General features: G+C 37.3%; 14 protein-coding genes. 3 read left to right on the forward strand and 11 right to left on the reverse strand.

Features of this window, described 5'->3' with window-relative positions; all coding sequences use genetic code 11:
- Positions 1-205: 205 nt before the first annotated feature.
- Both EHLA_RS10710 and EHLA_RS10715 read right to left on the reverse strand, forming a co-directional pair.
- Positions 206-1,354: a toxic anion resistance protein gene (locus EHLA_RS10710; protein WP_021906947.1), complete on the reverse strand. Its 1,149-nt coding sequence runs from the start codon at positions 1,352-1,354 to the stop codon at positions 206-208.
- A 52-nt stretch (positions 1,355-1,406) separates the two neighbouring features.
- On the reverse strand, positions 1,407-2,726 hold the full coding sequence (locus EHLA_RS10715; protein ID WP_096240825.1) for a 5-bromo-4-chloroindolyl phosphate hydrolysis family protein: 1,320 nt from the start codon (positions 2,724-2,726) through the stop codon (positions 1,407-1,409).
- A 130-nt stretch (positions 2,727-2,856) separates the two neighbouring features.
- Between EHLA_RS10715 and EHLA_RS10720 the strand changes: the two genes are divergently transcribed.
- Positions 2,857-3,441, forward strand: a complete 585-nt coding sequence (locus EHLA_RS10720) for an N-acetylmuramoyl-L-alanine amidase family protein (RefSeq protein WP_021906949.1) — start codon at positions 2,857-2,859, stop codon at positions 3,439-3,441.
- 434 nt (positions 3,442-3,875) lie between these two features.
- On the opposite strand, the gene fucO is transcribed toward EHLA_RS10720, so the two are convergent.
- The 6 genes from fucO to EHLA_RS10750 form a co-directional block, all read right to left on the reverse strand.
- Entirely contained in the window at positions 3,876-5,024 is a 1,149-nt protein-coding gene (fucO, locus tag EHLA_RS10725) for a lactaldehyde reductase (RefSeq protein WP_021907248.1), read from the reverse strand.
- 221 nt (positions 5,025-5,245) lie between these two features.
- A complete protein-coding gene (locus EHLA_RS10730; protein ID WP_021907247.1) occupies positions 5,246-6,133 on the reverse strand; it encodes a S8 family peptidase in 888 nt (295 codons plus the stop codon).
- Positions 6,134-6,194: 61 nt separating this feature from the next.
- Positions 6,195-8,093, reverse strand: a complete 1,899-nt coding sequence (locus EHLA_RS10735) for a tetratricopeptide repeat protein (protein WP_162290860.1) — start codon at positions 8,091-8,093, stop codon at positions 6,195-6,197.
- A gap of 6 nt (positions 8,094-8,099) precedes the next feature.
- The gene (locus EHLA_RS10740; protein ID WP_096240827.1) at positions 8,100-8,330 is read right to left on the reverse strand and encodes a rubredoxin-like domain-containing protein; all 231 of its coding nucleotides are present in this window, start codon (positions 8,328-8,330) and stop codon (positions 8,100-8,102) included.
- 64 nt (positions 8,331-8,394) lie between these two features.
- Complete coding sequence (locus EHLA_RS10745; protein ID WP_021907244.1) at positions 8,395-8,976, reverse strand: DJ-1/PfpI family protein; 582 nt, start codon at positions 8,974-8,976, stop codon at positions 8,395-8,397.
- A gap of 84 nt (positions 8,977-9,060) precedes the next feature.
- Complete coding sequence (locus EHLA_RS10750) at positions 9,061-9,663, reverse strand: DUF4125 family protein (RefSeq protein ID WP_021907243.1); 603 nt, start codon at positions 9,661-9,663, stop codon at positions 9,061-9,063.
- A gap of 204 nt (positions 9,664-9,867) precedes the next feature.
- Here EHLA_RS10750 and EHLA_RS10755 point away from each other — a divergent pair, with 204 nt between their 5' ends.
- Both EHLA_RS10755 and EHLA_RS10760 read left to right on the forward strand, forming a co-directional pair.
- Entirely contained in the window at positions 9,868-10,269 is a 402-nt protein-coding gene (locus EHLA_RS10755) for a recombinase family protein (RefSeq protein WP_157908589.1), read from the forward strand.
- Positions 10,254-10,610 (forward strand): DUF6506 family protein, encoded by a 357-nt coding sequence (locus EHLA_RS10760; RefSeq protein WP_021907241.1) that lies wholly within the window; start codon positions 10,254-10,256, stop codon positions 10,608-10,610. Before EHLA_RS10755 ends, EHLA_RS10760 begins: the two co-directional genes overlap by 16 nt.
- A 116-nt stretch (positions 10,611-10,726) precedes the next feature.
- Here the strand turns inward: EHLA_RS10760 and EHLA_RS10765 are convergent, their stop codons facing one another.
- The 3 genes from EHLA_RS10765 to EHLA_RS10775 all read right to left on the reverse strand — a co-directional run bounded on the left by EHLA_RS10765 (position 10,727) and on the right by EHLA_RS10775 (position 13,863).
- Positions 10,727-11,749 (reverse strand): helix-turn-helix domain-containing protein, encoded by a 1,023-nt coding sequence (locus EHLA_RS10765; RefSeq protein ID WP_021907239.1) that lies wholly within the window; start codon positions 11,747-11,749, stop codon positions 10,727-10,729.
- A 10-nt stretch (positions 11,750-11,759) separates the two neighbouring features.
- Positions 11,760-12,992, reverse strand: a complete 1,233-nt coding sequence (locus tag EHLA_RS10770) for a PocR ligand-binding domain-containing protein (RefSeq protein ID WP_096240829.1) — start codon at positions 12,990-12,992, stop codon at positions 11,760-11,762.
- A 526-nt stretch (positions 12,993-13,518) separates the two neighbouring features.
- The gene (locus EHLA_RS10775; RefSeq protein ID WP_021907237.1) at positions 13,519-13,863 is read right to left on the reverse strand and encodes a cupin domain-containing protein; all 345 of its coding nucleotides are present in this window, start codon (positions 13,861-13,863) and stop codon (positions 13,519-13,521) included.
- Positions 13,864-14,228 lie beyond the last annotated feature (365 nt).

Here is a 14,228-nt window from a genome sequence, read left to right on the forward strand (position 1 = left end):
GTTTTGACCTCCATATTTATAATCACGCATTACTTTAACTGAGGCTCATTATAAACGCTGAATGTGTCTAAAATGTGACTTTTGCAATATTTTTTAATAAAACCGTAATATACAACAAGAAAAGAATATATTTATTATTAAAATATTCGCATTTTACTGTACGTCAAAAAATAAATCATGACCTTTTGGACATAATCCAAACAAATTACCCTCTCGGATTAAGCATTTTATTTTTCAATTCATCCTCAAGCTGCATAAGTTTACTTTCTGCCTCTCTTCTTTTTTGGCGTCCCTCCTGCTGGATATGCATTACCTCGTCAATCGTACTCATAAGGCTTTCATTCGTTGCCACGAGTGTTTCCATATCAACGATACCTCTCTCACTTTCTTTAGCCGTCTCAACAGTAGCTACTTTCAGCTTCTCTGCATTCTTCTTCAAAAGGTCATTCGTAAGATCAGATACTTTACGCTGTGCTTCTGCTGCCGCTCTGGAATGTTCTACTCCAAGAGCGATAATCATCTGACTCTTCCAGAGAGGAATCGTATTCACCAAAGTAGACTGTATCTTTTCTGACATTTCCACATCACTTGACTGTACCATACGAATCTGTGGTGCCATCTGTAAAGATACCATTCTTGTAAGCTCCAGATCATGAATCTTTTTGTCAAAACGGTTGCACAATGCTTCGCGGTCATTAACCTCCTGTGCATCTTCCTGCCTTCCACTTAACTCTGCTTTTTTTCTTAATGCAGGAATGACCTCATTCTCTTCCTCTTCAAGTTTCTTCTTTCCTGCAAGAATATACATTGTCAGTTCACGAAAATATACTTTATTTAATTCATATAACTGATCAAGCATTGCACTGTCTTTTAAAAGCTGTACCTGATGCCCTTCCAGCTTCTCACAGATCTCATCGATATTGCCTTCTATCTTACTGTAACGAAGTTTCAATGTCTGAGCCTTGGAAATCTTTTTCTTAAAAAATCCCTTAATTCCCTTTTCTTCTTCTTCATCAAAACCTTTAAGCTCTACAACTACGCCGTTTAACAGTTCTCCAACTTCTCCAAGATCTTTAGAACGAACTTTTTCAAGCGTTCCTTCTGAAAATGCTGACATTTTTTTCTGTGTACCTGAGCCATACTGTAAAATAGCATTCGAATCATCTAATCGAATCTGCTTTACAAAAGACTCTACCTGTTTTTTCTCGTCATCAGTAAGATACTGTTCCTCCTCATACACCTTAGGAATCGGTTTTGCCTCCTCCACCGGAAGTTCTGGTGCTGTCTCCGGCTCTAATGTAAGAGTAGCTCCTTCTTTTAACATTTCTTCAATACTGCTCATCTCCATGCCCATATCCTGCTCCTCCTGCCGCTAAACATAAACGGCTTTTCCTTTCTGAAAATTTTTAAAACTTTAACATCGGTTCTGTCTTATCTGCATGCAGTTCATCTTCAGTTAATCCATCCTGCTTAAGCATTACTTCCAAAACCTGGATATCTGACGAAATATCCATTGCTACATTTTGAAACATTTCGTCAAATAACTTTTCCAAAGCCTGATTTATCGTATCTAAAGATTCTTCTATCTCTCTTTTTGATTTCTGAATATTCTCTCCCTGAATCGGCTGTTTTTCCATATCTTCATACACATTAAGAAGCTTCATCACCGATGGAAAATAATATTTAAACAACTTATCTGTCCGCGAAATGCTTTCCGGATGTTCAGAAGCACAGACAAAAATCCTTGCCGCAAGAACTTCCATATGCGAAATCTTTACTACTACATCCAGAGATTTTATTTGCGCTTTGATATCTGCCAATTGCTTTAAATAATCCTGCCCCTCTTTCTTTATTCTATAAATCTCTTTTTGCTCAAAAGAAGCATTCTCCATAGCCTCTTCTAACGCTCTTTTTCTTTCCTCTTCCTCTTCTCTGACTCTCTTCGCATTCATGGCATTCTCGTATTGGCTTTTCGATTCATCCGTAAGCAGCAAACAAGTTTCCCCTTCATCTAACTGCGCCCCGATAATCAGATCTTTCTTTGTCAGATAATGAAGATCCTTCATTATCTTCTTTCTGTTCCAGCGTACTTTACTCTCAATATCATCAATCATAACATACTGCTTTCCCATCCAGATTTGAGAATACTGTTTCACTCTTCTGGCTCTGCTGCTGCTAAAGATACCTTTTCCAAACAGTACCGCACTTATTACCGCAAATGGAACAAAAATCGCCGCCGAAGCAATCGCCAGATTCGTCGCCATCGCACCTACGAGGGTCGTAACTCCCAGCCCAATACCGGCTCCTCCAAAACCTGCAAGCCCTGCCACTCCTATCGCAATCTCTGCTGGTCCACTATACAGTCCCGGATTCTTCCTGAGCTTTCCTGATATGACTCTTCTTCCATGCCCCACATCTACATATGCCTGTTCATTCTGACCTCCATAAAATCTGTCAAACTGTCTTGCTGCACCCTCTTTTGCTTTATCAAACTGTCTTGTTGCACTTTCTCTGGCTTTATCCATCTGTCTGGATGCCTCTTCCTTTGCCTTGTCCATCTGCCTGGATGCTTCTTCCTTTGCCTTATCTACCTGCTTTAAAGCCTCCTCCTTTACATTACCTGCCTGTTTTAAAACTTCTGCAGTTGCCGTATCAATTGTTTTTTGAATCTTACTTCCCAGATCTTCAAAATCCGAAAAATCAAATTTATCTTCCTGATTACTCATAATATAATACTCCTACTTTGTATTTCCCTTACTATACCATAAATCCCTTCTTTTTTATAGCTCAGAATTTCTTACAGAGGAATTTTTCAGCTTACTCAGGAATATATTAAAAGAAAAATGGAGAAATCATTTGGCAATCAAAATTTATATCGATCAAGGACATAATCCGGAGGGAATCAATGCAGGTGCAGAAGGTTTTGGAATACGAGAACAGGATATCACCTACCAGGTGGGGCACTTTCTCTTTGATATTTTATCAGAAGACTATCGTTTTACGGCCCGCCTTTCCCGTCCAACACCACAAACCACCTTAGGTTACAGCAATACAAGCAGCTTAAAAGAACGGGTGACACAGGCAAACACCTGGAAAGCAGATTACTTTATCAGTATTCATGCAAATGCCAGCGAAAACCCAGATATTAACGGCACCGAAGCTTACGTTTCTTCTGCTAATTCTGCCGCATGGTACCTCGCCCAAAACATTGTATCCGAAATTGTGCGGAGAACAAGCACCAAATATAATGGTGTGTTCACCAGACCTTCTCTCTATGTCTTAAAAAATACAAAAATGCCGGCAGTTCTTGTGGAACTCGGATACATAACTAACTACGAAGATAATCAGCGAATGATTGATAACCCATATCAATTTGCATATGGAATCTATGTAGGAATACTCAATTACCTGGAACTCCCACAAAAAAATACTGATTTGTAGATTTGGTAGTAGACGAAAAAAGAAAAAAATAAGATATCCCATCTGCTCTGTAGTCGCTGTGTTTAAGATGCTCGTCCGCATCTTAAACACGCTCCCAAGCCGCATCTGGAATATCTTATTTTTTTCTTTTTTCTGGCTATCTAAATCTACAGTCTGGCGAGAATGGAGTTCTCCAGAAGGTTATGACTTTCCGGAGAATTAAAGCCTAAGGGATTGACGCATTCTTCTGGGAAAACCCCTTTTTTCCCACCCAAAATCCTAATTTCATCTGGCGCCAAAGAACAGAAAAGCAGAAACTTTATATAGAATAAAAATGTGATGTCGGAGCAATTAAAAATGCCTGTCAGGCATTTTCTATGCCGCGACTATCTTCACATTTTATTCTATATAAAGTTTCTGCTTTTCGTTTCTTTAGTTCATCAAATTAGGAATTATTACATTAATGATTGATATAATGCTTTGATATCTTCTTTACTTGCATCCTTTGGATTTCCAGGGGCACATGCATCATTGTAAGCAGAATCTACAAGGAAGTCTAAGTCTTCTTCTTTTACGATTTCTTTTAAGTCCTGAGGAATCTTTACATCTTTAGAAAGCTGAGCCACTGCATCTACTGCTGCTTTTCTGTATTCTTCCTGTGTCATATCTTCTACGCCTTCTACACCCATAGCAATAGCGATATCTTTATATTTTGTTCCTGTTGCATCTGCATTATATGCCATAACAGTAGGAAGAAGGATAGCATTGGCAACACCATGAGGTGTATCATATACAGCACCTAATGCATGAGCCATAGAATGAACGATACCAAGTCCTACGTTAGAGAATCCCATTCCGGCAATATACTGTCCAAGAGCCATGTCTTCTCTTCCCTTAGGATCATTTTCACAGGCAGCTCGAAGACTTCTTGAAATTACTTCGATTGCTTTAATATGGAACATATCTGTCATTTCCCATGCACCTTTTGTGATGTAACCTTCAATCGCATGTGTCAGAGCATCCATACCTGTTGATGCTGTAAGTCCATATGGCATACTGCTCATCATATCAGGGTCAACGATAGCAACGACAGGGATATCTTTTGGATCTACGCAAACAAATTTACGCTGTTTTTCATCATCTTTGATAACATAGTTAATTGTTACCTCTGCTGCTGTTCCTGCTGTTGTTGGTACTGCAATAATCGGTACTGTTGGTTTTGTAGTAGGGGCTACTCCTTCTAAGCTTCTTACATCTTCAAAATCAGGGTTATTAATGATTACTCCAATGGCTTTGGCTGTATCCATGGAAGATCCGCCACCGATTGCGATAAAGTAATCTGCTCCGGATTCTTTAAATGCAGCTACACCTGTCTGCACATTTTCGATTGTTGGGTTTGGTTTAATATTAGAATAAATCTCATATTCTAATTCAGCAGCTTCTAATACATCTGTTACTTTCTTTGTTACTCCAAACTTAATTAAATCCGGATCAGAACATACAAATGCTTTGGTGAGTCCATGTGCCTTTACTTCATCTGGTATAGACTGGATTGCTCCTGCTCCATGATAAGATGTCTGGTTAAGTGTAATACAGTTTGCCATGATTCCCTTCTCCTTTACTGAGTGTGCTTTATAATTTTTACTGTTATTATTATAACAGTTCTCCATTTAGCGGAAAAGATTCTTTTATGAAATAATACTGTAAATTTCCGTTTTCTATTTATTTTTTTGTGAATTTCAAACGTATTTTTTAGTACTACATTCTTGTTTTTATTATATATACTGATATTTTTTTGTCGTTTTATAGCAGAGCTGCCTTCTGATTAAATCCTCAATATTCCTTCAGGATTTAACAGCCCCCATCCCTGCCGGCTTTTTGCCATACCACAATCGAGCGCACTTTGCATCAGGCGTATTTTTACATCTCTGTTAGAAAGCCATGGTTCATTTGATAATAAAAGGGCTACGGTTCCTGATACAATCGGTGTTGCCATGGAAGTCCCACTTCTTCTTTTATAATTTTTCCCATGATTATCACAGCTTAAAATATTAATCGCCGGAGCAATAATATCCGGCTTGCAAACGCAGGTTCCCGGAACCGGTCCCTGTCCGGAATAATCTCCCCCTGCTTCTTTTCCTGTTCCCACAGTAATTACCTTACGGCTTGTGCCCGGACTTGTAATCGTATATGGTGCCGGTCCGTCATTTCCTGCTGCTACAACGACAACAAGTCCTGTGTTCCACAATTGCTCTACTTTTTTTACAAGTTCCTCTTCTTCCGGATTTTCTATATTTTTCACAGGCATACCGACAGAAATATTTACGATCCGAATTCCATATTTTTCATGATTTAAAAGAATCCATTCCATTCCTTTTAGCATATTTTTTATTTTACCGCTGCCATCTTTTTCAAGTACTTTTAACATCACTATTCCACTTTCCGGGGCTACTCCTATTCCGCTCCCATCTCCAAGCCTTCCTCCGGATGCGATAATGCCACTGACATGAGTCCCATGTCCGTTATCATCAAAAGGTCCCTTTCGATTTCTTATAAAATCCTGAAAATATACTATTTTGTTCCTTGGAATAAAGAAATCCGGATGTGCATAAATTCCTGTATCTAAAACAGCCGTAGTAATACCTTTTCCGGTAATACCACGGCTGTAAATTCTTCTCAACTCTAACAAATTTCCTACATTTGTCATTCCCATAGCCATGATTCCTTTTTTATCAGTATATGATAAAAAAAACTATATGATAAAAAAGAACATGTTATTCAACCCATGGGTTACTATTTCTTAGAGCTGGTTCTTTAATTCTTTTTAATACTTCAGGACCCTGCATCAGCAAAAATGCTTCAGAAGAAGAAGTTAATCCCTGTGTTTTTAACTCTTTCACGCAGTCCACACAAAATTCTTCTATGATCCATTCCATTTCTTTGTAATCTTTTTCCAGAGATAAAACAGACAATCTCTGCATCTTATCATACGCTGTCTTTCCAAGAATCGGCAAAGATAACAATCCCCGATGTACCCATTTATAATATGGTCTGTATGAATGATTCAATAAATACACGAGAGACATCGAAACGGACATAAATTCACTCAGGGCAAGACGAGAGGCTACATATTCCTTTCGTTTATTACAACGAGGAAAATTATATTGACCGCTCTGCGCCATTTTCATAAGGCGGGCAGCAATCTTCTTTAACCGGATATCTTCCGGATAGCCTTTTTGAAGTTCCTCGCGAATCTTTGTAAACTTTCCGTAATGATCAAAGAAAACTTCTCCATTAGTTACGGTTGAAAGTGCATTCTCCGGAATCTGTCTCCAATGAGAAAGTGTTTCCGGCACCCCTTCCGCTGCAATAAATTTTCTGTAAAAATCTTCAATAGAAAAAACACCGACTCTGCCATCTCCATACTGGCTTTCGATTCTTGCACCAAAGCCCTGGAAAGTTTTTGGAAGTGTATTGAGTCTTTGTTTTAACCGTTCTCCATAAATCGGCATATCTTCTTGCGGAATATAAATCTGGAAAGATGGTCCAAAATCATGATCTCTTGATATCTCATCATCAAATCCATAACACTCTGAACCTTCTCCAATTAGTCCTGCTGCCATACGCGGAAGGAAATTTGAAAATTCTCTTTCTAAAAGAGGATAACATACTTGATTAAAATACTCTCTGCACAAATCAAGTCCCTTTACAAATCCTTTTTCCGTATCTTTATCTATTGTATGGTTCCGTTCTTCAGAACCTTTCTCACAGTTCAGATTGCTTTCTGATGCACAGGCGGCAGAAGTCATACCCTTTAATGTTTCCTGTAAAATTTCATGATTTTTCTGCATCTTTTTTTCCTGCAGTTTCTCATGAATCATTTCCAGATTTTTCACACTGGTTTTATAGGCATCACTTGCCTCTCCGAGATGTTTTTTCGTAATTTCCACACTTTCAGTCATCACAGCTTTTGCCTTCTCATACTGTTCCTTTTCACAGTATAAAATTCCAAGAGAATTCAGCGCTGCTGCATAAAGAACCGTTCCTTCATAGTGCTGCTGTCTGTAAATCTCTATTTCTTGTTTTAAAGTATGTTCTGCCTTGAAAATCTCCCCTTCTTTCTTGTAAATATCAACAAGATTATGCAGGGTTGTTGCATAAGGAATGATATACTCCTCTTTGCCTTCTAAAATATGAAGGCTGTGTTCTAAACATTCCTTTGCTCTTTCAAGATTTCCCATCTCATAATAAAGAAGTCCCAAATTATTCATCGTTCCGGCATAAATAAAATGTTCTTCTCCAATTGTTATTTTATAGAGAGCCAGCGCCTGATAAAAAAGAGATTCGCTTTCCTGCCACTGTTTCATCATTCGAAGTAAATTGGCAAGATTAACAAGCGTTGTCGCATAATCGGGATGCTCTTTTCCCCGCACAATTTTTGCACAGACTACTGCTTTTCGTAAAATATATTCTGCCTTTTCATAAAGTCCAAGATTCCGAAGATGTCCTCCATAATTATTATAAATTTCCAGGGTTTTTAAATTATGCTCTCCATAAATCTCTTTTGAAAGTTCTAACGCTTCCTCATAAAGCGGAACCATTTCAAGATTCTCTTCGGCATCCTCCATCTGCACAAGCTTTTTTAAAAGTTCATTTAAGCGCTCTAGTTTCATAGGCATTCACTCTATCTTTTCAAACTGCTGCTGTCCTACATGACAGATTGGACAATGAGAAAGTGTTGTAAATGGTCTTCCTTCTCTGTTTTCATCAAAAATATATCCGCATACCTTACAACGATAGACTCCTCCAAGTCCATGATCTTCTACATGTGGATTACCTCCTGTCTTTTCTAACTCTTCAATTTTTTCTTTTAAACGCATCTTATGCATTTCTTCTAAAAGAGATCCCATATCTATACCTCCTGTAATAACTATTCAAAACAAAAATCCATCATAATCTATAATATTTATTTCCTTATGATCTAAAAACGAACTCACAACCTAAAGCTTTTACAAACTCTCTTAAAATTGCCGTATTTCCTGGCCATGCCGGAGAAGTAATAAGATTACAGTCCACCACTGCCTCATCCGGAGCAACTTCAATATAGTTTCCTCCTGCTAATTTCACCTCAGCTGCTAAAGCCGGATAGCAGGTAAGCTTTCTTCCACACACAACATCTGCTGCAGTCAGTACCTGCGCCGCATGACAAATTGCCGCTACCGGTTTCCCACTTCTTACAAAACATTTCACAAGAGAAATTACTTTATGATTCATCCTGATATATTCTGGAGAACGTCCGCCGGTAATAAATAATCCAACATAATCATCAAAATCTACTTCATCGAATGTTTTCGTTAATTTAAAAAGATGTCCCGGCTTTTCTGTATAAGTCTGGTCTCCTTCAAAATCATGAATTGCTGTTTTGATAAATTCGCCTTCTTTTTTATCCGGGCAAACAGCATCTACCTGATATCCGAGCATAGATAATGCCTGAAATGGCACCATAGTCTCATAATCTTCTGTAAAATCTCCTGCCAGTAACAATATTTTCTGCATGTCAATTCTCCCTTCTTATCTCCCGGTATACTGACACATTGACATATACAATTATCTCCCTGTGCCAGTTACACCCGTCTGAAATCATGCCATTGCCTTCTCTGCTTCTTCTAAAGAAGAATATCCATATGCCTGTACCATCTTCTGCATTGTAGCAAGATAACGGTTATATTCCGGATTATGTTCGATTGACAAAATAAAAAGTGCCAGTGTTTTTACAGAATACGTATAAAGCTCACACTTTAAATAATTTCTAACACTTACTGTTCCGTCTACACCGATTCCTTCTGCCGGTCTGCCATGCCTTCTGATATTCGGATATTTAATATCTGCTTCTTTCTCCCACTCCATGTAAATAGAAGTGATTTTTTCAGCCATCAACTGTTTCTCTTCTGAAATCTCCGGAAGCATCCCCTTAATGGACAGGAAATAGACTGGATCTGTCTCCTCCATCATATAGGCATATTTCTCCATGATAAGATTTCTCTCCTGTGCTTCCGCCTGCTCAATGTCATCATAATAACTTTCTAATACATTCATATCCCAGCCTTCAAACTGGCTAATACGCATAATCAGAAAAGTAGTCCAGTCATCCTGGCAGGATGCTCTGCCATTCACGTCCTGTACCTTTTGAAACATGAGCCATTCTTTTTCAATAATCTGTTTCTCTAGTTCTCTACGTTCCATATGCTCCTCCTTTACATACTATTTCAGTTTCATTTTAGCATTTTTGTATTGTTTTTTATGGGAGTATCACGTTCTTTCTATGGAAATATACTGTTACCCCTTTTTGACTTTCATAATTTCCAATAATTGTTCCCGTATCTTCCCTGTAATTTTTCATACATCTGCTACAATGAATATAATAAAATGTACTGGAGGGAAAAGAGTATGCGTATCGGAATTTATAACCATCAGCATCTTAGAGGCGGCTGTCCTGTCTGTTCTCAGACTTATGTAAAAGGCATGATTGCCGATGGTATGAAATGCATGAATCGTGCAAAAGGTATTTACGGCGAAGACAACGAATTTGTTAACTATACGGATCTTGGTGACTATCCATCAGATAATCTTGAACGACCTGGCTTTAAACGCATGATGACAGATGTAGTAGCAGATAATCTTGATGTAATAGTTGTAATTACATTAGATAAAATTACAACAGATATTGACCTTTTATTAGAAACTTATAAAACAATCCGACAACATAATATAGAACTGATCACTGCCAACGATGGCAAAAAAGCAATGGAAATATTAGATAAGGCGTTGATAAAATGGGGAAAAAATTAAGCTTAAACGAAGAAAAATTTAAAGTGGCTTTCATTTTTCTTAATGAAGGTTGCAATCCAAAAAAAGACCGTTCTGTTATTGAATCTAAAAAAATCATTCTGTACTCTGTAGGTTGTGCAGATTATAGTCAGGCAGAAACCGTAGCACAGGAGATGTTAGAAAAAGGTTGCGCTGCTATTGATTTATGCGGTGCTTTCGGAAATGAAGGTGTTGCCCGTATCTGCAAAGCCGTTGATAGAAAAATACCAGTAGGTGCTGTCAATTTCGATTTTCATCCTGTTTTCCGAGATAAGAGCGGTGATGATCTGTTCCAAAAAGACTTCTGGTGCATTGGACTTTAATCATTTATTTAATTATTTATTTGTAGAAACTAAAGGGGCTGTCGTAAAAACAGCCCCTGATTCTATGGCAGAGATTCCTGTATGTTATACGGAATCCCTGCTATATTTTTATGAAATTATCCTGCCTGCGAAGTCAAAATTTGTGAATTTTTATGAAATGCTGACGGTGTCTGTCCTTCATATTTTTTAAATATTTTGCAAAAATATCCCGCTTCACTGTATCCAAGCAAGAAAGAAATATCTGAAATATTCATCTCGCTTGTTGCCATATAATATTTAGCCTGCAACAACTTACGAAGGTGAATATAATCTACCACACTGATCTTATAATATTTTTTAAAAATACGACTTAGATATCCACTGCTAATTCCTGCCTCTTCTGCTAATTCAGAGAGAGAAATCTCATTGTTCTTATTATTCTCTATATACTGGAATACCTTATTCATATGTGCATACTTCATTGTACAAAGCTGACGAAATACTTCTGTTATAATCTGAATCAGCCAGTAATAGCAAAGCGTACTCTTTGTCAGAACCTTGACTGTAATCTCATACTTTTGTAAATAATAATTTTTCTGAATATTATCCATTCCTGGTATCATATAAAACAGGCTGGATTCCAGCATGGACAGTTTACTTCTACGCTCTCTTCTGTCACATTCTTCAAACAAACATTCTACCAGTTCCTTTGCTGTATCATACGCCTTCTTATAATCTTTTTGCTCTATTGCTGCAAACAAGGCTTCCTGCTGAACATTTTCCTCTTCATTCTGCCCAAGACCATTCTGTTTCTTTACTAGTTCTAAAAGCTTCGTTCTAGATATGGGCTTATTTAAATATTCTTCCACTCCTGCATCCATTGAACGGCGAATCATGCGAAAATTACAATAATTTGATAAAATATACGTTACAATTTCCGGAAAGTGCTCTTTAATAAGACTGCAGACTGCAATACCATTCTCCATACCAAGAACCACATCACAAAATATAACCTGCGGATGATAGCGGCTTATGATTTCAAATGCTTCTTTACTATTTTCCGCAATTCCGACAAGCTGACAATCTTCCGTTTCCGTAATCATTTTTGAAAAAGCCTGTTGAAATAACGGTTCTTGATCAATCAATAAAATATTTACCATGGCTACCTCCTTACTTTATTTTCTGAAATGGGATTTTCACCGTTACTACATTCGGATCTACAGTTATTTCAAAATCTTTACCAAATTCTTTTGCATATCTCTTTCTGGTATCCGCTTCCTTCATCTGAACAAAATTACTATCTGTAATATCTGCTCCAAAATGTCCCATTGATAAACCGGAACTTTCTAACTGCAATACAATCTGGCAATACTCTTCTTTTTTCTCCGCATCAATATATACAGTTCCTCTAAAATGTCCTGAAAAGACACCAAAATCAACCAATTGTTCTACAAATGGGAAAAGTCCGACAATCGGAATCTTTTGCTTTTCCACTTCTTCCTGACAATACACACGATATTCTAACCGATCATCATATTGTTGTCTTAAAACATCCAGATATAATTCAATCTGCTTTAACTCTTCTGATAATGAAATAATCTCTGATGTATTATCCAGATAATATCGTAACACTCCTGCCATTTCCGCTATAATATTTTCCGTTCTATTTGCATTTTCAATGATAGAAAAACTAGAAATCGTTGTTAAAAGATTAAGCATAAACTGTTTCGGCAGCTTTCCTTTTAATACCTCATATTCAAGCCTGTTCACCTTATCTTCTAACAATTTATTCTTTTTACGAATATCTGAAAGATGTACTTCTTTATGCTCTAATGCACCTAACCGAATTGCTACCGTTTCCTTTTCTCCCATTTCTTTAAATAAAAGGAATACCATATCCGCAATTGCTGCAATCCGTTTTTCTGTAAAAGCAGGAATACTCTGATATTCTTTTTGTTCGCCTAGTTTTTCTAAAAACTGTTTTCGTTCTTTCTCGTTATCTCCCAATTCACTCTCTTTTAATGCTTTTTCTTCACATCGAATCGGACCTCCAACCATTGCTCCAATGTACTGGTTGTTTACAATAATCGGAATTGCCATATGTACAAACCCATTTGGACAGGTAAAAATATGTGTACAGTTTTTAATCGCACTCTTCGCTGCAGCAAATGCCCTGCTAATCTGACATTCACTACACTTTTCATCTTCCTTCTTTCTTTCCTTACAAAACTTTTCTTCCTTTTCTCCCTTTGTAACTGGCTCTCCTTTATAATCAATAATAAAAAAAGAAACTCCTGTTGCTTCTGCCAGCTTATTCTGCATTTCTTCTAGAAACTGTTTTCCAAATAAGCCGATCAGACTAACTTCCTTTTTCCCTCTGCCACTCTTCTTCTCTACTTCCATATTCACCTCCAAAGGGATATTTAAATTGTAAAAATAAAGACAAAAATTTTTACTTTCTTTACACCAAACCCTACTTTATATATATTTTATCATTTTTACCCAAAAAATAAACTGTTTTTTTTGTGCTATTTCTCAATCATAGGAAAATATATTGCATTTACATGTAATTTTCTTGATTATTTATTTGTGATAGCGAGAACAAAATCCAACAAGTAATTACCCCTCTTGTAATATGAGACAGACGAAAAACGAGAAGTCCGTATCTAAGAGATACAGATTTCTCGTTTTTCTGGTTGTTTATGCCTCATAGCCAGGCCATTAGGATAATTTTTGTTGTGGATTTTACTTTCCTGTTTTTATCAAAGACAGAACCCCCGAAGAGAACCAATACCCTATATTTGTGGCCTTAGAGCGAGGATTGAATGTGAGCCGTATAGCGAACATTCAACCCACAGCGATAGAGTCACAAATATAGGGTATTGGTTCTCTTCAGGGGTTCGTCTGTCTTAACAAAACCTCAAACGAATCAGTCCTTATGAATTAATGCCATAAATGCTAAATCTTTGCATGATGATGCATTCTCGATTGCGTGACACTGTCCTGGAAGGATTGTACATACATCTCCAGGGCCTACTTTTGTGCGGCTTCCGTCATCGTCCACAAAGATTCCCTCTCCCTCTAAAATATAATATGGCTCTGTCTCTCCAACATGACGATGCCAGCCTACGCTGGAATTTGGTTTTAATACAACTTTAGCATACAGTTTTCCATGTCCGTATAAATCTTTTTCCGGAACGATTTCGTGTACCTCTGCACAACCTTTTCCCCCACCAAGTTCCTGTTTCTGAACGATATTTGCTTTTCTTACCATTTTAAAAATCCTCCTTCTAAAATTATAATAGTAATATTCACAACCACTTTGCAAACCTGCATCTACATCATAATGCTTTTACCTGCATAGTTACTTACTTCTATCATATAATTATATTTTAACTATTAATTATCATTTATGCAAGATGAATATTCTCTACTTTCTTCAAAAGCATTGGCTCCTTTTGCTTCATGTACTCCTGCCGTCAAGACCACACTCAACAAATTCCCCTGATTTAATTATCTACTGTAGCCAACACATAGGGAGTAAGAAGCGGAATATATAGCATCTGTGACTTTGGAACAAGCTCTTAATGCGGTCTGAGCATTAAGAGTGCAGTGATACAGAACAGATGCTATATATCT

It is taken from the genome of Anaerobutyricum hallii (genome assembly GCF_900209925.1).
GTDB lineage: Bacteria > Bacillota > Clostridia > Lachnospirales > Lachnospiraceae > Anaerobutyricum > Anaerobutyricum soehngenii.